This window comes from Methylobacterium pseudosasicola, assembly GCF_900114535.1.
GTDB lineage: Bacteria > Pseudomonadota > Alphaproteobacteria > Rhizobiales > Beijerinckiaceae > Methylobacterium > Methylobacterium pseudosasicola.
On sequence record NZ_FOTK01000026.1, the window covers coordinates 35,737 to 55,649 of the forward strand.

Genomic DNA, 19,913 nt, shown 5'->3' on the forward strand with positions numbered 1-19,913 from the left:
GCGGGAGCGTCATTTCGACGTCGACGAACAGATAAGGAACCGGGTGATTCGGCGTCAATGGCCTCCGTACGGTTCCACGGCCTTATCCCCAGATCCGTCGCGATCGGGAGGCCCGACGCCGGATCAAGCGGCGGTATCGAGCTTGACCCGGCCCGGGCGCATGTCGACCGCGACAGGCCCCGAGCGGGTGAAGCGCAGGCAGAAGTTCATCTCCGCACCGACCTCCAGGGCTTGCCAGTCGTCGGGGCCGGCGTGATCCTGCCGGCCGTAGATGTCGCGGGGATAAGCCGATGACTTGATGAACAAATAAGCTAGGTCGCGCTTCACGACGATGCCGCTGTAGCGCCCGAGCCGCTTCGAAACGAGGGACTCGTTCCTGGGGGTCGAGACTTTCCAATCGTCCGGCGCGCGCCTGTCGACTTCCGCGAAGAGATCGACGGCCTCGGCCACCGCGCCGGTCATGAACAGGAACTGGGCGTGGAGATGCCGCGCGTCGAAATTCTGGTCGCCGGTGCTGTAGCTGCGGGAGAGGTGCCCCTTGACGACGTTCCCGTCGGCGGCCGTTCCCAGGAGGAGCTTCGCCATCTCCAAGTGCAGGAGCTTGTCGTCGGGCGCGCGTTCGAGCGCCTTGGTGAAGGTGGCTACCGCCTTGTCCTCCTGCCCGCGCGCGCCGTAGGCCCTCGCGAGCCGGATCGCCACGCCCGCGCCCTTGGCACCGAGGGAGAAGGCGCGCTCCAGGGCGCGCAACGCCTTGTCCGGGCGCTCAAGGACGTCGTGGAGCCGCGCCTCAACCTGCTCCACGGCGGCATCGTCCACTGACACCTGCCGGGCGCGGGCGAGAAGGTCCTCCGCCGACTTGACCTTGGTCGCGAAGAAGGCGAGCTCGCGCTCGGTGCCGCGCTCGGTGCCGCGCTCGTCGAGCGCCTCGCCGAGGGTCGCGATCTCGTCGATGACCAGCTTGCACCGGCTCGTCAGCGCGATCGGGTCCTTCGAGGAACGCACCTCGTCCAGACGTTCATGGGCCTGCTTGCGGAACTGCTCCACAAGAACCGGCGAGCGCTCGGCGTTGGCGCGCCGGCGTGCGATCTCGGCCTGGGTATGGATGATCGAGTTGGACCTCGGCGCGAGGTCGCGCGCCTTGCGCGCCAGGTCCTCGGCCTCGGGCAGGGAGCCGTGGCGATGGTGGGCCTCAAAGATCGCCCAGTGCTGCAGGATGTGGGCGTGGGCCGGCACGGCGGCCACCGCCGCGCGGTAGACGGCCCGCCCGGCCTCGACGTCCGAGAGGTCCTCGCTGAGCTTCCGCCCGCGCACGATGTCCTGCAGGACTTGGTCGTCCGTCGAGTATCCGGGATCGAGCCCGTTGATGATCCGGATGAGCTGGGCCGACTTTTCGTCGTCCGTGGCGCAGGCGCGACGGAACACGAATTGGGCCACGCGTGAGTGGCGTGCGCGGTACTGGTAGTCGCCGGTGTATGGATCGCGCATCGTCAGCACGACGTTCTCCAGCGGTCCGAAGAAATCGCGCTCGTAATCCTCGAAGCGGATGCCCGAGATGCGCGAGATCGTGCCGGCCCGGACGGGGACAACGAACTGGTTCATCGTGGCGATGTCGAGGTAGAGGCGCTGGGCCTGCTCGGGCACGATGCGCTGATACTCCTCGAATACGATGTCCTCGAAGTGCTTGCCCTGGGTGGCCTCGTGGAGCGCAACGAGAAGCTGTCGCTCGGCGCGCTGCTGGAAGGCCTCCACCTGTTCCGCGCGGCTGTGTCCGGAGAGAAGGCCGAGGGAGCCGTGGCGCTGCAGGAGGTCGAGGAGGCTCTCGATCTCGCCGGTCGACAGGTTGGCGACGCGCAGCTCGTGCGGGGAGAACCGCTTGAGCACGTCGCAATAGACGTTCCAGTCGGTGTCCCGCTCGGCTCCCACGACTGTCAGCGGAACCCGCTGCCCCTTGGCGAGCTTCAGCGCCGCGGCGACCCGCTCCGCGTGCAGCGCGATGCGGTCGACGAAGAGGAAGATGCGGCGGCCCGTGAGTTCGTGGAGCTCGATCAGGCGTTCCCCCGACAGGGCGCCCGCGGGTTCGAACCAGAGCGCCAACGCGTCCAGCTGGGTGGCTGCGTCCCACGCGGCGCGCTTCAGCGCGATCGACTTGCCCGCCCCGCCGGGGCCGCGCAGCACGAACAGGCGCACCTCGCGGGACGCGGGGGGCTCCTCCATGACCGCCTTGAACACGAGGTCGTCGGTCAGCCGGCGCTTGGCGTCGAGACGCTGGACGATGGCGCCCCAACCGGTGTCGAAGCCCTCGTAGAAGCGCCGGGGATCCTGGTGGGGATGGGGCAGGTCCTGGTAGAGGTAGGTGAAGTCCCGCTCCAGCGCCGCCTTGAGCCTGGGGGACTCCATGTGGGTGACCTTGTAGAGGCGCCGGACTGGCAACTCCTTCACGTCCGCGGCCACAGATAGCGTCCTGAAAAGTGGCTCCACCGCCCGGTCCAATCCGCGGACGAATTCGCCGAACTTCGCGTCGATGACGCCGACGTTCATGCTCTCCCAGTAGGCCACTTCCTGTTCGGAGAGCTTCGGGACGACGATGTAATACCGGGGACGGCCGCCAAGTTCGGCGAAGCGGTAGATCAGCTTGCGGATGTGCGCGTCGGCGATGCGGTAGCCGCAGAAAACGATGGGGCTCTCGCGGGCCCGATCCTCCAGGCGGGCGAAGAGGCGGGTCCGGTTCCTGGAGTACCGGTCGTAATGCTCGTGGGACAGGATCGGCGGCAGGTCCGGGTCGTGCAGCTGCTCAAGGCATCCGTGCAGCTTCAGGAACTCGACCGGGTTGAGGACGGATTGCATCCGCTCCTCGACGGGCTCGGTGTCGCGCACAAAGGTCACCGGGACCTGCAGCTTCGCGGGCGTCGCGGCGTAGGCCCGCTCGACGAGGAGGTCGTAGTTCGTCGTCGCAATAGTACGCCACCGGAAGGTCGGGAGCAGCTTGTGGGCCTCGGACGGCTCGTATCCGGCCAGCAGGCCGCGGACGTGCTCGAAAACCACTCCGTTGCCGTGCGCCTTGATGGCCATCTCGGCGACGGACATGAGATCGTAGCCGTCCATCTCCGAGCCGAGGAATTTCTTAGCCAGGTCGGCGCGGAGGGCCTCGCCCGACGGGGCGCCGGCCTCCATCGAGGCGCCGGCGCCCAGGAAGAGGATGACGCGCTGCTGCTTCATCGACTCGACCAGGGTCGCCGGGATGGCGACGGTCTTGCGGGAGGTCCTACCGGCCATCGTGCGTCGCCCGGCGCGCCTGCTGGGTATCGCCGGTTGCGCGCCTCCAAGCTTCGCCGGCTCACCCGTGAGGATGGGCGAACAGCGGCACGGAATGCAAGGGATCGGCGCGAGCCGGGTTCCACGGCCGCACGGGACGACCGTCGCGCGGCCTTTGGGCCGCGGCCTCGTCGAGGGATGCGCGCCGATTGCGGATGCAGGGCGATCGCGCGCCCCGATCGCACCTACACGAAGATGACCCGGGTGGGATCGAAGCCACTCTCCTCCTCGACGTGGCCGCGTGGGTTGCAGACGACCCGGGTCGGCCCGACGCGGTAATCGGCGGGGCTGTGGACGTGGCCGTGGACCCAGATGTCCGGCCCCCTCGCGTGGACCAGGTCGCGCAGGTCGGAGGCGTAACACCAGCGCAGGTCGCCGTTCGGGTCGGGCAGGCTCTCGGGGAGCGGCGCGTGGTGGGTCACGACGACCGTCGGGCCCGGATGCGGCTCCGCGAGGACGCGATCGATGAACGCGCGGGTGCGCCGGTGCATCGCCAGTACCTCGCCGGGCTCGATCCTGTGCCGCGAGCTCGGGCCGGTGCGGATCCGGCGGTAATCGACCATGCCGAAGTGCCCTTGGGCGGAGCGCATCGCCTGCGTCAGGGTCGTGGAGCCGAGGCGGAAATCGGTCCACAGCGTGCCGCCGGCGAAGCGGGTCCCGCCGATCATGACGACGTCGTCCATCAGCAGGTGGATGCCGTGGCGGGCGGCAAGGTCGCGCCCCCGGGCGATCTGGTCGTGGATCGGGTAGCGGTCCTCGCCCCGGTCCCACCAGAAGTCGTGGTTGCCGGGGACGTAGACGACCGGCGCGCCGGGCAGCCGCTCGGCGAGCCAATCGAGGGCGCGGGTCAGGGGCGTATGGACGTCGCCGGCGATCACGGCCACGTCGAACCCGCCCGGCGGCGCATGCGCGGCCGGGTCCCAGGCGTTCTCGGGCCACTCCTGGTGCAGGTCGCTGAAGATCCAGAGGCGGGGTCCATCGGTCATGGCCGCCCTCCGTCGCGGGCCGCGTTCTCGGCGAGGCGGACGCGGATCTCGTCGAGGGTGATCGGGCGGAAGCCGAAGCAGTCGACGCCGACGTCGGTGCTCGCGGCCGTGCCCGGCAGGGTGCCGTGCGAGTGGCCATACAGGTGGATGTCGCCGCGGTGCTGCCGCGGCCACACCCGGTGTGCGTAGTGCGAGCACCACACGCCCTGGCCCGTCCCGTCAATGAGCGGAACGACGACGCGGGCGACGTCGACGATCCCGTCCCAGGGCAGGCGCACGGCGCTCTTGTCGTGGTTGCCCCTGACGAGGAAGCGGCGCCGGCCGTTCAGCCGCGAGAAGACCCCGCGGGCGAGGTCCTCGGGGCATCGGTAACTGAAGTCGCCGAGGTGCCAGACCGTGTCGTCTGGGCCGACGGCGGCGTTCCAATTCGCGATCAGGGCCACGTCGTGCTCCTCGATCGAGGCGAAGGGCCGGTTCAGGCCGAGCCGCGGTGAGAGCACAGATCGGTGGTGCCAGTGCGTGTCGGCGACGAAGTGGATCTTGGGGGGCATGCTGGCCTCGCGCGGGTGCGGAGGCACGGGCCGGGAAAGCCTGGACGCTCCGGGGGATCAGGGGGATTGGAGGGGGCCGTGGCGTTTCATATGGGCCTCGTTCGGAGGGGCGGACCGCGTGGGCGGGCGCGCCCGGGCGTTATGGAGCGCGACTCGTAAGGAAACGGGAAACGGGATGCGCCACCCGCCTCCGGATACCCGCCCGTAATTGGGCCGTTAGCCTTGCTCGCGCGAGACCGCGGCGGTTGTCCACGGGGTTTTTGGGCGATGCCGGATCGTTGGGAGGTGGTGCGGACGGCAGACAGGCTGCACGAGGCGGGGGTGCGGGTCTCAGTTCGCAACGTGATCCCGGAGCTGAGGAACGGCGGGTCGCACCGGGCGGTGGGGGCGCTGCTGCGGGAGTGGAAGGCTCAGCGGAACTATAGGCCGAGGCTGGAGCCGAAGGGTCTGCCGGAGCGGGTGCAGGCCTCGTTGGCGAACGCGGTGAGCGAAATGTGGCTGGCGGCGCGGGCGGAGGCTGCGGCGGAGTTGGTGGCGGAGCGAGATCGGCTGGAGGTCGACCGGCGGGCGGCCCTGGAGATCATGGACGAGGCGCTGGCGCGGCTCGACGTGGCCGAGGCGGAGACGGCGCGGCTGCGGGAGCGGCTGGCGCGCCACGAGGAGCATGATTGACCCGCTTGGCCCCGGACGCCGACAGGCAGGCTCGGTCGACGATTGCCACACTCAGGGGGAAATACGCCTGGTCCGGCTGATGTAAAGCCTAGGCTTCGGACAAGCTGGCCGTTGCGACGGCCGTCGTTGTGTTCTAAATTTGTTCCAATGGCTCAAAGCTCGGCGATAGAGTGGACTGAGGCGACTTGGAACCCCGTGACGGGTTGTACCAAGATCAGCTCCGGCTGCGACAACTGCTATGCGGCCCGGTTCTCGGAGCGTTTCCGCGGGGTTCCGGACCATCCGTTCGAGAGCGGTTTCGATCTGACGCTACGTCCCCGGCGCCTGGAGCAACCACTTCAGTGGCGGCGTCCGCGGATGATCTTCGTCAATTCGATGAGCGACCTCTTTCACAAGGATGTCCCGACGTCGTTCGTCGATCGCGTCTTCGATACGATGGAGCGCGCGGACTGGCACGAGTTCCAGATACTGACGAAGCGCAGTTCGCTCATGCGGGATTACGTCAACGCCCGCTACGTCTCTCGTCCGGTGCCGCCGCACATCTGGCTCGGGGTGTCGGTCGAGGACGGGACCAAGAAGTCCAGAGTCGCCCACCTACGGAATACCAATGCCTCCGTGAGGTTCCTGTCCGTCGAGCCCTTGATTGGGCCGATCGGGACTTTAGATCTCAGCGGCTTGCATTGGGTCATTGTCGGGGGCGAGAGCGGTCCCGGCGCACGACCGATGGAGAAGGTGTGGGTCGTCGACCTGCAAGTGCAGTGCGCGAAGGCAGACGTGCCCTTCTTCTTCAAGCAATGGGGCGGCCGATCGCCGAAAACGGGCGGGCGGCTGCTCGACGGACGCGAGCACAACGGGTGGCCGAGGAACGCGCGCGCGGCGATGTCCGCCGCCGTGTAGGGGCGACGGATGAAGCCGCAGCGGGTGACGTGGGCGCTTGAGGACCACACCAGGGCCAAGCACGAGATCCTGCGCCGATACCTCCAGGCCTGGTTCCCGATCCTGGCGCTCGGGGGGTTCCCCCGGATGGTGTTCATCGACGGCTTCGCAGGCCCGGGCATCTACGACGACGGCAGCGACGGTTCGCCCCTGATCGCGCTGAAGGCGTTCCTCGACCAGCAAACGCCCATCCGCGCCGAGTGCCATTTCCACTTCATCGAGAAGGACGAGGCCCGGGCGGACCGGCTGCGCGAATGCGTGGCGGCGTTGTTCGCGGCGCGGGCGCGCCCGCACAACCTCCATGTCCGCATCCATTCCGGCGAGGCTTTTGAGCAAGTCTACGCGACGGCGCTGCGCGACCATCCCCGGAACGCGCCGGTCTTCGCCCTGGTGGACCCGTTCGGCTGGAACGGCATCCCGATGACGGCCATGCGCGACCTGATGAACCGGGCCAGCGGGGAGGTCCTGGTCAACTTCATGTTCGAGGAGATCAACCGCTTCCTCACGCACCGCGACCAGCCGGACAACTTCGACGCGCTGTTCGGCTGCGCGGACTGGCGCAGGGTCGCCTCTCTGCCGCCCGCGCAGCGCAAGGCCGGCATCCGCGACCTCTATGCCGCCCAGCTGGTATCGGTGGCCGGGGCGCGCTTCGTCAGGCACTTCGAGATGCGCAACGGACGGGAGCGCACCGACTATTACCTGTTCTTCGCGACGAAGAACCAGAAGGGCCTTAAGAAGATGAAGGAGGCCATGTGGTCGGTCGACCAGCGGGGCGGGGTGGCCTTCTCTGACGCGACCGACCCGGGCCAACAGGTGCTGTTCGACGGCAGCGATCTCTCCCAGCTCGAAGGTATCCTCGCCCGCCGCTTCGCGGGGGCGGCGGCCGACGTGGACGAGATCGAGCGCTTCGTGGTCGAGGAGACCGCTTTCCGGGAGACCCACTACAAGGGGATCTTGAAGGGGATGGAGGCACGGGTCCCGGCGGCTATTCAGGTCGAGGCCTGTCGCGAGGGCCGCAGGCGGGGGACCTATCCGGCGGGGACGCGCGTCCGGTTCGCCTGAACGAGGGGCTGCGCTCCAGGTGGCGGCCCTCTCCGTGCCTTTGATGCCGAGTTATCGCTGGCACTCTTTGTACCCATCTATGCGCGAGCGATTATACCGGCAAAATCGAGCAATTATGACTTATGCGCGACAAACGCAATCAGCGTCACTGGCCCCAGGCCAACGACGCTGATTATAGCACTGATATCACAGATTAATAGTTTATATTAGAAGTTTCCAAGATTTTAGCGCCTGGCTCGCTTGTATTAACCGCCGGAGGATCACGCGGCACCACGATCCAAACGATGATCACAGCGGCGGAGACCGCAATCATCGACCGAGCGCTGATACGCACCGTCCCGTCACGCAAATTGAGGAAGATGTCGATCGTCGGGCGCACCAGCAACTCCTCGGCGAGCTGATACGTTTCACGGACAATGGTCTTGAACATTGGTGCCTCGCTTCGAAGAAATTCGACACCCAAGAGATGCATTAATCCGCACTTCGTAACACGAGGAGATATATGGTTTAATAGGGCCGCCTTGCTCTCGTGGGCATAGAGATGGATGCCGCTCCCAACGTGGCGACCTTTCACAGGAGTGCGACTTGGGTCGCGCCGGGAGTTGTGTGGTTTTATAAGGCTTACTGACAAACATGCGGGCAGCCAAACTAATCATGGCGCTCCGGGTCGGCTTCAACGGGAGAGGAATTTGAGCAAGGGTCCAAAGCGCGAGCGCGGAATTCTCGTCAAACCCGAAATAGTAAGAGATGTGATGACCAAGCTTGGCCTGCACCAAACAGCCCTCGCGAATGCATGCGGATTTGATCCAAGTATTATACGGAAAATGCTCTGGAAACATAAAGATAACAATAGGATCGATATAGGAACTTTAAATACATTCATTAGAAAAGTCAAAGAAATATCGATAGAGTCAACCATACTGGAAGAAGGATTTAAGCCCTTGATATTAATTCGAGAAGACTTAAGATATATCGAGGCAACTCACAATAATCAGGCAACATCTACGCAATCTTCGGTTGCTCGTGTAAGCACGTCTAATTCGTCCGAATTGGCATTCTTGATTACTCCTAAGGAAGGTCCGGGTCTCAACGATCGCCCAAATCCTATGAATATTCGAAAGATTTATGATGGGGATGCATATCAGTTTTGCGGACATTTTAAGATCAAGGTTTTGACGGACTGCGAAGTAACTAAAGTATGGATGAGAGTCTCTAAAGAAGGTCTTGATGCCCCCTCTACTTCTTCTGGAAGGAGTTCTGGTCAGCTGTGGCTAGAAGAATTGGGAAGAGGCGGCACTATTAGACTTGGGCTTCGGCATCTGAATTTTGATAAGAAAAGCAATTTAATTGCAACCGAGAAGCTTGCAAAAGGCGATATTAAAGATTTTTATATTTCTGATAAATGCGTTGGATATACAGACTCAAAGGATCCAGAGGCCAACCATATATCGTACTGGATGACGAACGTCGAACAAACTATAGAAATATCATACAAAACTGATGGCGCAAGATATACGGAGTGCCACGTATTCTATTTCCAAGACGGGTATTTCCCGTATGGAAGTATAAGGCTTTTGAGATCTTACCGCGAGATCGATTAAGTTAGGCTGCCAAACTTAGTCAGTTTCACTTTGGGGATCTAGTAGTGATCTGATCCGTATTTATGCTGTCTACGCCAAACCCCCAAGCTGGACATTTTTGTCTCGGTGAAGAAGGTTCGGATAAGGGATGCGTCGATCGCAAGCCGCGTTACCGGTGCCCCCGCCGATCTCTGGGCAACCTCGAACGCGTTTCGCTGATGTATCACAACGCTAGGATGCTGTGGCCGCCGGGCGAACCATCCTGTCTTAACGGCAGCTGTCGGGCTTCAAGCGGCCATTCAAGTGGTTTCGCCCCAAGGTCCGATGTTGGCGCAAATCAGAAGGGTCGCCTTGTTTGAACCTGCTAACTGATGGGCTTGTCTTGCAGTCCACGCCTACGTCGCGTCTCTGGAGCGCTGCCTTCTGCGCTCGCGTGCTCGCTAGAAACTCTACGACCAAACGTGTGTCTACCACTTCGTTTCGGCCAGCGTGTCGCTTGCAATCCTGCGTAACGCTCCGGAACTCGGGACGCTGATTGGCAATCGGCATAGACGCTTCACGTCCTGGCCGTCATGGACAGGTACGATGTATTCTCTATTCCCGCCGTGAAGCCTGCCTGACACCTGGTAACGCGCGTCCAGCAATATGCAGGTTGCTATAACCAGCAGATAGACCGCGTCACAACATTACCAACCCGGGAAGTATAGCACTCGGTATACGGGGGGGCGCACAGGTGGCTCACACCGTACGCGCATGGGGCACGTCAGTCCGCGGGGCAAGGTAGCCGGCCCTTCCAGCGCCGGAACAGCACGTTGTCATGCAGCATGGCGCCGCTCGGGAACACGAGCAAGTCGGTATCGTATGGGACAACGTTGCCTCCGTTCGCGTAGCACCTCGCCGACGTCACGCGGCCGTGGCTGAGCCGGACCGCCCGGCAACCGAGCCCGTCGATGCCGAGACCGCCGTTCTCCATGACGACGATCGGCAGGACCTGCTCCCCGTTCGTGGGGCAGAACACCCCGGCCTGCGGCAGGAGCCACGTCGTGTCGGCGGCCGCCGGGACGGCGAGGGCGGCCAGGGCGATGGAGAGGACGGTACGCATCACGGGAATCCCGAACGAGGGGCGAGGCACCAGGCGGTGCCGTCGGCTTCGAGCCAGACGGCGGCCGCGCTGCTGATGGGGGTGCCGTCAGCGAGCCGGAATCCCGGCGCGCTGAGGCGGTAGTGGAAGCGGAAGGCCCCGGGCGGGCGGGGCACGCCGACGAGGGGGAGGCCTCGGGCCACGGCGTGGACGTCCCGGGATCCGGTCCGCAGGCACCGCAGGCGGGAGGCCTCCGAGGCCCGGAACGTCACGCCGGCCAGCGCGATCGCCGGGACGTGCCCGACGACCCGGCCGTCGACCCGCAGGCTCCAGGCGCGGCGGGTCAGGTTCCGGTAGGCCTTAACGCCGGCTCTTGCGGTCGGCATGGGCGTCGCACAGCGTCCGGATCCACCCGCCGGGCCTCACGGATCCGGGCGCGCCGCAGTGCTCGCACACGGCCCCGGACAGCCACTCCGCGGCCGCGATTGTCTCCATCATCCACGGCGGGGTGCTGCCCCGGACGTACCAGCGCAGGGTCCCAAACTTCTGCTTGACCTGGCATGTCCGGGATCCCGCCGGGACGCCCGCCTCCAGGATCGACTCCGCCGCGGCGGCGAGCATCCAGTGCCAGCCCGCCGGCGTCTCCAGGGTGTCGGTGAATACCGTCGGGTATTCCCGGTGCAGGTCGAGGTAGCTCTCGGCCGGGATTTCGCGGGGCTGCTGGCTGCCCTGCCAGCGCAGGGCGATCATGCGGCTCGTGAGCTCGGCGACGTGGGCCCTTTCCGGGGCCCCTCCGGCGCCGACGCGGGGCCGCGACAGCCGGGGGATGTCCCACCGGACCTGGGGGCCGGCCCCGCTCCTGTCGATCGTGGCGACCGTGATGCCGGCGGCGCCGTCGCCAAGGGTCTGCGTCAGGTAGGGCATCGCCTGCGCGGTGATCACGCTGTCCATGTCGCTCTCCATCGCTCCAGGGGTCACTGCCGGGGACCGGCTTCGCGGGCATCGAGGACGGCCTGGACGAGGCGGCGCAGGGCGCGCAGGCTGCCCCCGCCCCAGTTCGCCTCTAGGGCCTCCCATTCCCACCACTCGAACGGGGGCACCCAGGCCTCGTCGAGGCCTCGGTCGGCCCGGACGTCGGCCAGGATGGAGGTCGCCAGCGGGCGCAGGTGCTCCGGCCCGGGGTCTGGCATCCGCAAGATGAGGCACCGGTCGAGGAGCGGGCGCGGGACGGTGTCCAGGCTATTCGCCGTGAGGATCCATTGGACGTGACTGATGTCCACGTCCGCCTGCAGATAGATGTCCTTGTATCGCGCGGCGGTCTCCACGCCGAGCTGGTTGATCAGGGCGTCGGCCGCGTTGCCGTTTTGCCTGGACGTGGCCATCTTATCGACCTCGTCCATGACGATGAGCGGGTTCGCGACCTTCGTCCGGATCAGCTCGCGCACGGGGGCGGAGAATCCCCCGCTCGACCAGCCCCGGGCCACGCCGGCCACGGTCATGGCGTCCATGGCGCCGCCCATGCTGTAGAGCGCCGGGCTGAGGTCGAGGACCTCGCCGTAGCGGCGGGCCAGGCGCGTCTTCCCGCAGCCGGGCTCCCCGACGAGGAGGAGCGGCGGATTCCTGACGACGTCCTGTCCGGCGAGCGGCCGGAGCAGCCGGTCAACGATGGCGTGCCCGTGGGGGCAGTCGGCGAGCAGCTCGGCCCGCACCGCCGCCAGGTCCGCCGGCGGCGTCACCAGCGGCAGCGCCACTCTCACGATCGCCGCGGCCTGCTTGACCGCGTCGTTCTCGCCCTTGCCGGCCTTCTGGACGTGCGAGACGTCCCTGACGACGACCACGCTCGGGACGCTGGGCAGCTCGGGGACCGGGTCGCTGTAGGTCTTGCCGTCCTCCGGCGCCGCGGCCTTTGGCTCCGGCAGCGGGTTGATCCCGGCCCGGTCCTCGCGCACCAGGCGGTCGAGCTCGGCGAGGTCGTCGACGGGTGGCTCCGGCGGGGCCGGGGGCTCGTCGAGAACGCCCTGGACGAGCGAGAGGACGTGCGTGAACCCCCTGATGATCGGTCCGCTAGACTCGACCTGCACGTGCCTGGACTCGGGCAGGTAGACGCCCACGTCCACGTTCTCCTCGTCGAACCCGTCGAGCTGACCGGCCGTGGCGAGGTAGTCGATCGCCGACCGGGCGAGGCCCCACGTCACAACGTCGACGTAGCCTGAGTGCGGCCTGTTCACGAAGTATTGGACGCACAGCATCGCGCAGCGGCGGTTCGCTTCGGCGCTGCCGATCGCCGCGAGCCAGCAGGCGCAGCGGTTGCCGAGGTCCTCCAGGACGCGCGCCGTCTCAGACAGGACCGGGCGCTTGCCGCCGCCTTCGGACATGACGTCGACGACGGCGTGGCACTCGTCCATCAGGAATCGGATCGCCCCGGCCGTAGGCGTGGCGAGCACGCCCTGCACCCCCAGGGCGACCTTCGGCGGCAGCTTGTGGGGGGAGGCCTCGTCCGCGAGCGGCCCCAGGACGGCCTTGGCGTCGGCGTAGACGTCGCCGCCGACCATCTCGGCCCCGGACAGGACCTCCAGCGTCGACGGGATGGGATGCTCGTCGCTCGGCCAGCGCGCCTTCTCGAACAGGTGGCGATGCTGGCGCACGGACGCCTTGACGTTCTCGAATACCTTGGACATGGGGGGATGCTCATTGAAACGGACGCGCAGGGGCGCCGAGCCGGGAGGCTCAGGCGGCGGAGGGGGCGCGTTTCGGTTTCAGGAGCGTGCTCATGGCGAGGATACTGTCAGGTCAGGAATCCGGCCGCAACGGCCGACTGAAGACTTGGTTGAGAAATCCCTGGGCGGAAGGGGGCGCGATTATTGGGTGATCGGGAAGGCGATCCGTCACCGAAAAATAGCATGCCCCGCCCGGGCTCTCTCTGTGCGTTGGTCTAGCGCACCTCGACGCGGAGATAGCCTGGGCGCGAGGCTTCTGCAGTGGATCGAGGGCGCCTGAGACGTCCGGACGTGTCGGAACACTGCATAGTGTTGCGCGGCCGCCTCTGTGCGAATCCGGCGATGGTGCAACCCTGTGGGGCAGGAGGGTTGCCCCATGCACATCGACATCAGCGACGTGGCGCGCGTCATGGCCGCGCTGTCCCCGGACGAGCGGGCCTCGCTCGACGCTCGGGTCGACAAGCTCAAGCGCGACGAGGCCTTCCTCAAGGAACAGGCGATCGCCGAGCTTCGGGCCATGTCCGACAACGAGGTGATCGTCCGCGCCCTGAACGCGGGCAAGAGCGCCGCGAGGGTCCTGTACGACAACCCGACCATGATCGAGATCGACGAGGTCCTTCGTGTGCTGCGCGAGGCCGGCTTCTCGCGCGAGGAGCCCAAGCAGAACATCGAGTTCATCTACCCCGGTGGGAAGCACATCGAGATCTACGGCAGCAAGGAGGCACTGGAGAGCGTGAGGGATGACCTCTGCGGCGCCTTCCCCGGCATGAAATACAGCAAGGGAGCCTGAGCCATGGAAATCGAGCAAGTCGCCGAGATGGCGCGCGCGTTCGCCGCGCTGCCCCAGTCCCACCGGGACTTCTTCGACGGATTGGTCGCCGACGAGCGGGCCAAGGACGCCAAGGACAAGCGGATCGCCAAGCTGCGGACGATGCGTGACTTCCAGGCGCTGGACTTCATCCTGAAGGATGCCCGCCGCGGCATGACGATCTTCGACCTGGACGTGCACGCGGTCGCCAGGGGGCTGGTGGAAGCCGGCTTCACGCGCGAGCAGCCGCTCGCCGCTCCCGCATTCCAGGATGGCGTCACGTACGCCAAGGGCGACCGCGTCCAGGTCCGCGGGGTCGTCTACGAGTGCCTCAACGACGGCGTGACGGCCTTCTTCCACGTCTTCCGCGGCAGGGACGGCCGGGGCGTGGAGAGCACCCGGATCACGTCGCCCGAATGGAAGGTCGTCTGACGATGGCCGACACCCTCATGGACATGGTCAGGGCCGAGCGCGCCACCCTGGAGGCGGACCGGGTCGGCACGGTCGACGAGCGCCTGAGCCGGGTTAACGCCCGTTTCCGGGTCGCCTGCACGGGCGTGACGGCCAACGTCCACGCTCTCGGCCGCATCCTCCGGCTGCGCGAGCTGGAGATCCACGTGACCACGATGGACGCGCCGGTCGGCTGGCCGGCAACCTGGGTCGAGTGGGAGCTGGCCTGCATCCTGTCCCAGGCCCTGGGGCACGGCCCGCACACCAGCGCGTACGTGACGCCGAAGTTCACCGGATCCCTGGAGGCCGCCCGCTCCTTCGTCGCCGGCACGCTCCCCGGGTTCTGGGTCTCGTCGGGCCTGTGCGCCCTGACGGGCCACGCGTCGATCGGCGCCGACTACAACGGCCCCGACGGCGAGCGCCTGCACCGCGAGTGGCCCACCGACCGGACGCCCTGCGACTGGAGCGAGGACCTGCCCCCCGGGGACGGCCCGCACATCGAGGCCATGGCGATCCTGGCCTGCGCCGTCCGGGCGCTCGCCCACAAGCTGCAGCTGGAGGCCTCGGCGTGAGTAAGCTCCACTACGTCCGGGTCCGCCGGGCCCGCGGGCTGGCCATGCCGCTGCCGACCAAGCCGAAGGCGCGCCCGCTCGGGCCGAAGGTGCTCTGCTACTGGCGGGACGTCCCGATCCGCATGCGGGCCGATGTCGAGAAGGCCGGGACCTGGGACGAGTTCCTTGACACGATGGCGGCCGAGCAGGGGCACGCCCTGTCGCTCGACACCTTCCCCCCGCTTCATGATCGGGCAGGGCATCGATGCCGTCATGAAGCTGGTGCCCGAGCACGAGCGGCACGCCGTGCGACGGGATTTCTGGCGCGCGTCCGCGTAGCCATGGACCGCAAGAGCGTGGGCGATCGCCGCAAGTGGGACGCCCTTGCCGACATCGAGCGCGCCCGCATCGCCGGGCCACCTTCCTTCTTCAGCTGGCTCTTTGGGAGGGCAGCATGACGATCGAGCCCACCGAGTTCGACATGGTCGCCCTGGCGCGCCGGGGCCTGCAGGCGCTGCTCGACGACGCGGCCGCCGAGGTGGGGCTGGCGCGCCGGCACGAGCTCTGGGACCGCCGGACGGGGCAGCTGACGCCCGAGTCTGAGGAGGCCAAGGCCACGGCGTTCGCCGCCTGGGTCGAGGCCGGCAAGCGGCTGCAGCGCTTCGACATGCTGCATCCGGAGCCCGTCGAGGCATGAGCCGCCCTGCCGATCCTGTGCCACAGCCCGTGGCACAAATGCCGGCCGCGGCTCGGGAGGCCGTCGCCCGCTACCTGCCGGGCGAGCCCGTCGAGCCGGCGTTCGCCCGCATGCTGGCCGCCTACGCGCGCTGCGAGCGGGGCTGCCTCGATCGGATCGAGGGCAACCCGGAGTGCCGGGATCTCTGCAGGCGGGCCGGACGCGCCCTCAACGGGAAGGAGGACTGACCATGCGCGGTACCATCTGCCACAAGGACGGCCTGTTCTTCACCTTCTCGAACGTCAGCGACATGGTCTCGTCGCCCGTGCTGCCGCGTGCCGAGTTCGAGGCCTACTACCTCTACCAGGCCCGCCTTGAAGCCGAGGGGGAGCTCGCCCCCCGGATCGAGCGTGCCATCGCGCAGGGCTCCTCAAGCCGCGATGGCGAGACCGCCTACGACGTCGTCCGCGGCAACGCCGAGCGAGTCAGCCTCAAAAAGATCTTGGAGCGGGCAGACCACCTCGGCGGGATGGACTTCGCGACCGCGCTTGGCCTGCTGAAGGCCGCGGTTCGCGTCCGCCGATTAGGGTGGGAGCGTCACGTCGTCAGCGAGGACCGTGGAAACGGCGTGCCGGTCCTTTCCCTCAAGCCTTCGATCTGGGACGGCATCGATCCCTATCACCCCTGCTCGGACGACGTGCTCGCCACCGACTGGGAGGTCGTGCAGTGACCCGCCCCGCCCCCTCGGCCGCCCTACTCGCCAAGCTCGCCCGGCGGTTCGGGTACGCCCCCGGGCACGCCGCCTGGGTCGCCCGGCAGACGGATCGCCAGGTCCTGTGCGAGGGTCTCCATGACGGCGGTGGGGATCTCCGACCCGTCCAGGGTGTCCAGCAGCACCGGGAATCCGCTTCCGCCGAAAGTCAGCTGCACGTTCAGCCAGCCGGGTTCGCGCCGGCTCGGGTCGATGTCGAGGACGTAGCGCACTCAGCTCTCCTCGCCCGGCAAGCTAGCCCGGATCGCGGCCCAGCGCCTAACGGCATCGACAGCCCCGGGCGGCAACGTCGGGTAATCCTCGTGGATGTCCCGATCGGAGTGGCCGGCGCGGAGGTAGGCGAGGATCGTCTCGGCGGGAACCCTGGTCCCGGCCACGCAGGGATCGCCGCTCATGACAGCGGGGTCGCTGACGACTGTGGGCCGGACGGCCTCGGCCGCGGGCAGCCCCAGGAACTCGCGGGCCCACCTGTCGATGGGATCGTCCGGATCCCGGACGGGGCGCTCCAGGCCGGCGAGGACGCGGATCGACTCAGGGGGATACTCGTCGTCGGGCATGCCCCGGATTCTCGGGCCGCCCCGCCCAGGAAGCAAGCCCGCGTGAATACGGGGTACCCGGTCGTGTGCTCGTTCGGGTGAGGGAGGGGACGATGGCGAGACGAGAGGACATCCAGAAGCGGCTCGGCGAGATCGAGGCTGCGCTGCGGGACGTCGAAGCCGAGAAGCGGCGGCACCAGCTCACATTGAGCATGGTCAACACGGCGCTCGGCATCGCCACCAGGGCTGCGCATGGCGTGCTCCACCGCGAGCTGCAGAGACTGATGGACGAGCGGAGCCACCTGCAGCGCGAGCTCACAAACCTGGGCAAGCCGAAGCCGCCCGTAGGGTTCGAGCTCATCGACGCCGAAGAGGCGCAGGAAGAGGAGGGCCATCTCTACCTCGTGCTGACCGAGCGCGACACGGACGGCGAGGTCGAGGGCCACACTGATCTCCACCGCATTGATCCGATTTCTACTCGCTCTGCGTCGATCTGGTACGACATCAATGTTCCGGGGCTGAGAGGACCAAAGTTCCGTTCTCTCTCAGACAGGATGCGGCAAGCGGCTCAGTCGCTTTGTGGCTCGCCACCGTCGATGGGACATTCACCGCGGCGGCTGGACCGCCGCGGGAACGGCATCCGATGCGGTACGACCATGAGAACTTACAGAACCAGCATCGAGCGGCATCCCTGCTCGATGCTTTAAAAGACAAGCTCACTGGCGCCGACGACAAACCGGAAGTCGCCGCTGTCATGCGGTCCCCGAGGTGGTCAGCCCATTGGCGCCTATGCAACGTCTCTGGCGTACACGTCTACAGGACACCCCGAGGCTGGTGCGCGGACCTGGCGTTCCGAGACTTGCCGGCCGGCGTGCCCACGTTGATCGGGAATTCCCAGCCATTCGGGACACGGGAGGAGGCGTTGGACAACGCCGTCCTCAAGCTGTTCATCTGTGCCGAGACCGAGAAGGCATGGATGGCCGACTTTCACGCCAACATGCGGTGGTTCGCCTTCGACGGGATCATGGTGCCGGTCGACCCGGATTACCTCCCGGGCAGGGGAGCCGAGCTGGCGCGGGAGGGCTACACCCGCGATCACGCCCTCGGGAGGCTGGCGTACCTCAGGCACATCGTTTCGGGCGACGAACCCGTGACTGAAGAAGCCTTCGCGGCGGCGAACGACGAGATCCGACAGCGTCTTGCCATAGTCTGCGAGATCGCGATGTCGCTCGGTCTTACGGAATTCACGCTCGCAGACGGTCTTTGGTCCGAATACATGCCGACGGTACCAGGACCGATGCAGTGACAACGGTGTCCCGCGCCCGACCTGCACCGAACGGCCATCTTGTTGAGAACGATCAGGCGGGGATGACCTTCCGCGTTCTGGATCGTGGTGAGCCTTCGTGGTGCCTCGTGGGCCTGATTGTGCCTCGAAGCGGACAACCGACCAGGGCAGCATCGAGAGCCTGTGTCCGTTCGTAGATGGGCGTCGTGGTCACTGTCTCGTCAAAGGCGATGACACAGCCAGCGGCGGCCAAGCGCCTACGCACTACGCGTGGGTCGAGGAAGCGGGCCTGACAGATGTCGGTGATGCTTTGGTACCTCGCCGTAAACGCCTCGAAGCTCTCGCGGGTGACCACGGCCAGCTTCCTCCGGGTCGTCGGGCAGAATTCCTTGACGACAGCCATTTGCCCAAGTCGGATCAGGGCCTCCACCACCTCACGCCTGAGACCCGGCAAGGTCCGATAGATCTCGCGCTTGGTCAGGTTGTGGCGGGAGGGGCCGCTCCCCTGTAGCACCCGCGTCACCTCGTCGGCATCGACGAGCAGGTGCTCGTAGCGCCGGCTACCGTGCAGGTATCCCTTCCAGGTCAGCCTGCCGTCGAGGACCAAGCCCACCAAGTCCCCGATGTTGGTCGACGCAATGAAGCATGCGCGACCGAGGTTCACCTGACGACGGGTAGGTGCCCCGACCGGGACCGCTCCCTCGAACAGGCGGTCCATGAACGCGTCGAGATCGCCACGGGCCATGCGGTGCCGGGCCTTGTTGATCTCGCGGGAGCCGAACAGGGTACGCACATGTCCCCGGGCGACCAGTTCCAGGAGGTGCTTCTTCGGCACGCCCAAGGCCTTCACGACGTCGTCGACCTTGAGCCCGGCACCGAACTCCCGCAACCGCTCCTCGAATTCGTCGACACGGATCGTGAGGCGAGGTTGGCCCGGGTCCCCCGCGGTGGGGGCGATACCGGTTCGTGCGAAGATCGCCTTCAAGGTCGAGGGCGACGTCTTGGACGCGGCCGCCGCGGAGGCGGACGTGTGAATCCGTCGCTCAATAAGTACCTCCCCCAGTACATTGCTGCCGGATGGGAGGGGCACGTTGTCGATGGCGTGTCGCCGGACGATGTCGCGGAGCCGCTGGAAGCCTTGGTCGTCCAGGTCGCGTTCGACGACCGCCAGGATGTGCCCGTAGGCATTCGTGAGCCCGACCGATCCGGCGGCATGACCCCGGACGACCAACCGGTCGAGAAACCTCTCGATGGAAGCCTCACCGGCGGCCGCGATTCGGAAGCCGGCAAGGGAGGCGGTCGCCATCTCCTGGTCGTCGAGATCGCGAATGCGGACACGACGCGGACCGAGGGTTTGGACGCCCAGCGACTCGCATGTCGCGATGGCGGCATGCAGGGGCACGCCGTCGAGCCAGTTCGTCGGCTCGCGCACGCCATCCAGACGTCGTGCGACCCATTCCTCGAATTCGCCAGGCACCGCCTCGACGGCATCCGTCCGAAGGCTCGATAAACGCGGCAGGACTTCTCCCGCGACTATCGCGGAGAAGTCCACGACGGCTTGCCCCTTGGTCCGGGAGCTCTCCATCAGCCGAACCCCGTGCACGTGGCACGTGCGAACCTGGTCGACGATCCAATCCCGGCGCAGCCACGCCCGGGCGGCAAGCGGCACGTCGGGCGGGGCGCCAACCAGGTCATCGGCGATGCAGTGCGGGCAGAACCGGAAGAAGTTCAGGTGAGCCCCGCGCCAAGCCAGCCTTTCGTCACCCCTGCCGGTGAGAATGGCATTGCGTTCTCGTCGTGGGGTGGACAGCCTCAGGTTCACGGCCTGTGCCTTGGTCAAGCCGCCGAGGATGACCACGATCCGTACGGCATCGTCCGTGCCATTGTAGACTTCGCGCGCCGTGGTCCCTTACGCCGCCATGAGGTGTGCCAAGGTAA

24 protein-coding genes are annotated in these 19,913 nt (G+C 66.5%); 13 read left to right on the plus strand and 11 right to left on the minus strand.

All coding sequences use genetic code 11. From position 1 onward, the window contains the following. Nucleotides 1–123: 123 nt before the first annotated feature. The 3 genes from BM228_RS22130 to BM228_RS22140 all read right to left on the minus strand — a co-directional run bounded on the left by BM228_RS22130 (nt 124) and on the right by BM228_RS22140 (nt 4,849). A complete protein-coding gene (locus BM228_RS22130; protein ID WP_092044001.1) occupies nt 124–3,273 on the minus strand; it encodes an SIR2 family NAD-dependent protein deacylase in 3,150 nt (1,049 codons plus the stop codon). 224 nt (nt 3,274–3,497) lie between these two features. Continuing rightward, the gene (locus tag BM228_RS22135) at nt 3,498–4,298 is read right to left on the minus strand and encodes a metallophosphoesterase (RefSeq protein ID WP_092044002.1); all 801 of its coding nucleotides are present in this window, start codon (nt 4,296–4,298) and stop codon (nt 3,498–3,500) included. Then, nucleotides 4,295–4,849 (minus strand): metallophosphoesterase family protein, encoded by a 555-nt coding sequence (locus BM228_RS22140; protein WP_092044004.1) that lies wholly within the window; start codon nt 4,847–4,849, stop codon nt 4,295–4,297. Before BM228_RS22140 ends, BM228_RS22135 begins: the two co-directional genes overlap by 4 nt. A gap of 267 nt (nt 4,850–5,116) precedes the next feature. Here BM228_RS22140 and BM228_RS22145 point away from each other — a divergent pair, with 267 nt between their 5' ends. The 3 genes from BM228_RS22145 (at nt 5,117) to BM228_RS22155 (ending at nt 7,519) form a co-directional block, all read left to right on the plus strand. Further along, entirely contained in the window at nt 5,117–5,521 is a 405-nt protein-coding gene (locus BM228_RS22145; RefSeq protein ID WP_092044005.1) for a DNA-binding protein, read from the plus strand. Nucleotides 5,522–5,668: 147 nt separating this feature from the next. Then, nucleotides 5,669–6,418, plus strand: coding sequence for a DUF5131 family protein (locus BM228_RS22150; RefSeq protein WP_092044006.1), 750 nt, complete (start codon nt 5,669–5,671; stop codon nt 6,416–6,418). A 9-nt stretch (nt 6,419–6,427) separates the two neighbouring features. After that, complete coding sequence (locus BM228_RS22155; RefSeq protein ID WP_092044008.1) at nt 6,428–7,519, plus strand: three-Cys-motif partner protein TcmP; 1,092 nt, start codon at nt 6,428–6,430, stop codon at nt 7,517–7,519. Nucleotides 7,520–7,712: 193 nt separating this feature from the next. Here BM228_RS22155 and BM228_RS22160 read toward each other — a convergent pair whose 3' ends face one another. Continuing rightward, complete coding sequence (locus tag BM228_RS22160) at nt 7,713–7,949, minus strand: hypothetical protein (protein WP_092044009.1); 237 nt, start codon at nt 7,947–7,949, stop codon at nt 7,713–7,715. A gap of 322 nt (nt 7,950–8,271) precedes the next feature. On the opposite strand from BM228_RS22160, the gene BM228_RS33955 reads away from it, so the two are divergent. Next, nucleotides 8,272–9,120: a hypothetical protein gene (locus tag BM228_RS33955; protein WP_139234151.1), complete on the plus strand. Its 849-nt coding sequence runs from the start codon at nt 8,272–8,274 to the stop codon at nt 9,118–9,120. A gap of 742 nt (nt 9,121–9,862) precedes the next feature. Here BM228_RS33955 and BM228_RS22165 read toward each other — a convergent pair. From BM228_RS22165 to BM228_RS22180, 4 genes are read right to left on the minus strand one after another with little or no spacing between them, the layout of a single operon-like run. Further along, nucleotides 9,863–10,201, minus strand: a complete 339-nt coding sequence (locus BM228_RS22165; RefSeq protein WP_244537256.1) for a hypothetical protein — start codon at nt 10,199–10,201, stop codon at nt 9,863–9,865. Continuing rightward, nucleotides 10,201–10,566: a hypothetical protein gene (locus tag BM228_RS22170; RefSeq protein ID WP_092044011.1), complete on the minus strand. Its 366-nt coding sequence runs from the start codon at nt 10,564–10,566 to the stop codon at nt 10,201–10,203. Before BM228_RS22170 ends, BM228_RS22165 begins: the two co-directional genes overlap by 1 nt. Further along, nucleotides 10,541–11,131, minus strand: a complete 591-nt coding sequence (locus BM228_RS22175) for a hypothetical protein (RefSeq protein ID WP_139234152.1) — start codon at nt 11,129–11,131, stop codon at nt 10,541–10,543. The genes BM228_RS22170 and BM228_RS22175 overlap by 26 nt, the downstream gene beginning before the upstream one ends. A gap of 23 nt (nt 11,132–11,154) precedes the next feature. Continuing rightward, nucleotides 11,155–12,858 (minus strand): AAA family ATPase, encoded by a 1,704-nt coding sequence (locus tag BM228_RS22180; protein WP_092044014.1) that lies wholly within the window; start codon nt 12,856–12,858, stop codon nt 11,155–11,157. A 415-nt stretch (nt 12,859–13,273) separates the two neighbouring features. Between BM228_RS22180 and BM228_RS22185 the strand changes: the two genes are divergently transcribed. The 7 genes from BM228_RS22185 to BM228_RS22215 are packed head-to-tail and all read left to right on the plus strand — an operon-like array spanning nt 13,274 to nt 16,112. Continuing rightward, a complete protein-coding gene (locus BM228_RS22185; protein WP_092044015.1) occupies nt 13,274–13,687 on the plus strand; it encodes an FtsB/FtsL family cell division protein in 414 nt (137 codons plus the stop codon). Nucleotides 13,688–13,690: 3 nt separating this feature from the next. Beyond that, nucleotides 13,691–14,137: a hypothetical protein gene (locus BM228_RS22190; RefSeq protein ID WP_092044017.1), complete on the plus strand. Its 447-nt coding sequence runs from the start codon at nt 13,691–13,693 to the stop codon at nt 14,135–14,137. A 2-nt stretch (nt 14,138–14,139) separates the two neighbouring features. Beyond that, on the plus strand, nt 14,140–14,727 hold the full coding sequence (locus BM228_RS22195) for a hypothetical protein (RefSeq protein WP_092044018.1): 588 nt from the start codon (nt 14,140–14,142) through the stop codon (nt 14,725–14,727). Then, entirely contained in the window at nt 14,724–15,164 is a 441-nt protein-coding gene (locus BM228_RS22200; RefSeq protein ID WP_092044020.1) for a hypothetical protein, read from the plus strand. The genes BM228_RS22195 and BM228_RS22200 overlap by 4 nt, the downstream gene beginning before the upstream one ends. Continuing rightward, nucleotides 15,161–15,403 (plus strand): hypothetical protein, encoded by a 243-nt coding sequence (locus tag BM228_RS22205; protein WP_092044022.1) that lies wholly within the window; start codon nt 15,161–15,163, stop codon nt 15,401–15,403. The genes BM228_RS22200 and BM228_RS22205 overlap by 4 nt, the downstream gene beginning before the upstream one ends. Then, complete coding sequence (locus tag BM228_RS22210) at nt 15,400–15,630, plus strand: hypothetical protein (RefSeq protein ID WP_139234153.1); 231 nt, start codon at nt 15,400–15,402, stop codon at nt 15,628–15,630. The genes BM228_RS22205 and BM228_RS22210 overlap by 4 nt, the downstream gene beginning before the upstream one ends. A gap of 2 nt (nt 15,631–15,632) precedes the next feature. Then, nucleotides 15,633–16,112 (plus strand): Thoeris anti-defense Tad2 family protein, encoded by a 480-nt coding sequence (locus BM228_RS22215; RefSeq protein WP_092044026.1) that lies wholly within the window; start codon nt 15,633–15,635, stop codon nt 16,110–16,112. 23 nt (nt 16,113–16,135) lie between these two features. On the opposite strand, the gene BM228_RS22220 is transcribed toward BM228_RS22215, so the two are convergent. Together BM228_RS22220 and BM228_RS22225 are read right to left on the minus strand one after the other, a co-directional pair. Continuing rightward, a complete protein-coding gene (locus BM228_RS22220; protein ID WP_092044027.1) occupies nt 16,136–16,366 on the minus strand; it encodes a hypothetical protein in 231 nt (76 codons plus the stop codon). Continuing rightward, nucleotides 16,367–16,711, minus strand: a complete 345-nt coding sequence (locus tag BM228_RS22225) for a DUF433 domain-containing protein (RefSeq protein ID WP_092044029.1) — start codon at nt 16,709–16,711, stop codon at nt 16,367–16,369. It lies immediately after the preceding gene. A gap of 92 nt (nt 16,712–16,803) precedes the next feature. On the opposite strand from BM228_RS22225, the gene BM228_RS22230 reads away from it, so the two are divergent. Both BM228_RS22230 and BM228_RS22235 read left to right on the plus strand, forming a co-directional pair. Continuing rightward, the gene (locus tag BM228_RS22230; protein WP_139234154.1) at nt 16,804–17,397 is read left to right on the plus strand and encodes a hypothetical protein; all 594 of its coding nucleotides are present in this window, start codon (nt 16,804–16,806) and stop codon (nt 17,395–17,397) included. A gap of 215 nt (nt 17,398–17,612) precedes the next feature. Next, a complete protein-coding gene (locus tag BM228_RS22235; protein ID WP_139234155.1) occupies nt 17,613–17,996 on the plus strand; it encodes a hypothetical protein in 384 nt (127 codons plus the stop codon). Between the two features lie 52 nt (nt 17,997–18,048). On the opposite strand, the gene BM228_RS22240 is transcribed toward BM228_RS22235, so the two are convergent. Further along, nucleotides 18,049–19,833: a TniQ family protein gene (locus tag BM228_RS22240; RefSeq protein ID WP_167367789.1), complete on the minus strand. Its 1,785-nt coding sequence runs from the start codon at nt 19,831–19,833 to the stop codon at nt 18,049–18,051. Nucleotides 19,834–19,913 lie beyond the last annotated feature (80 nt).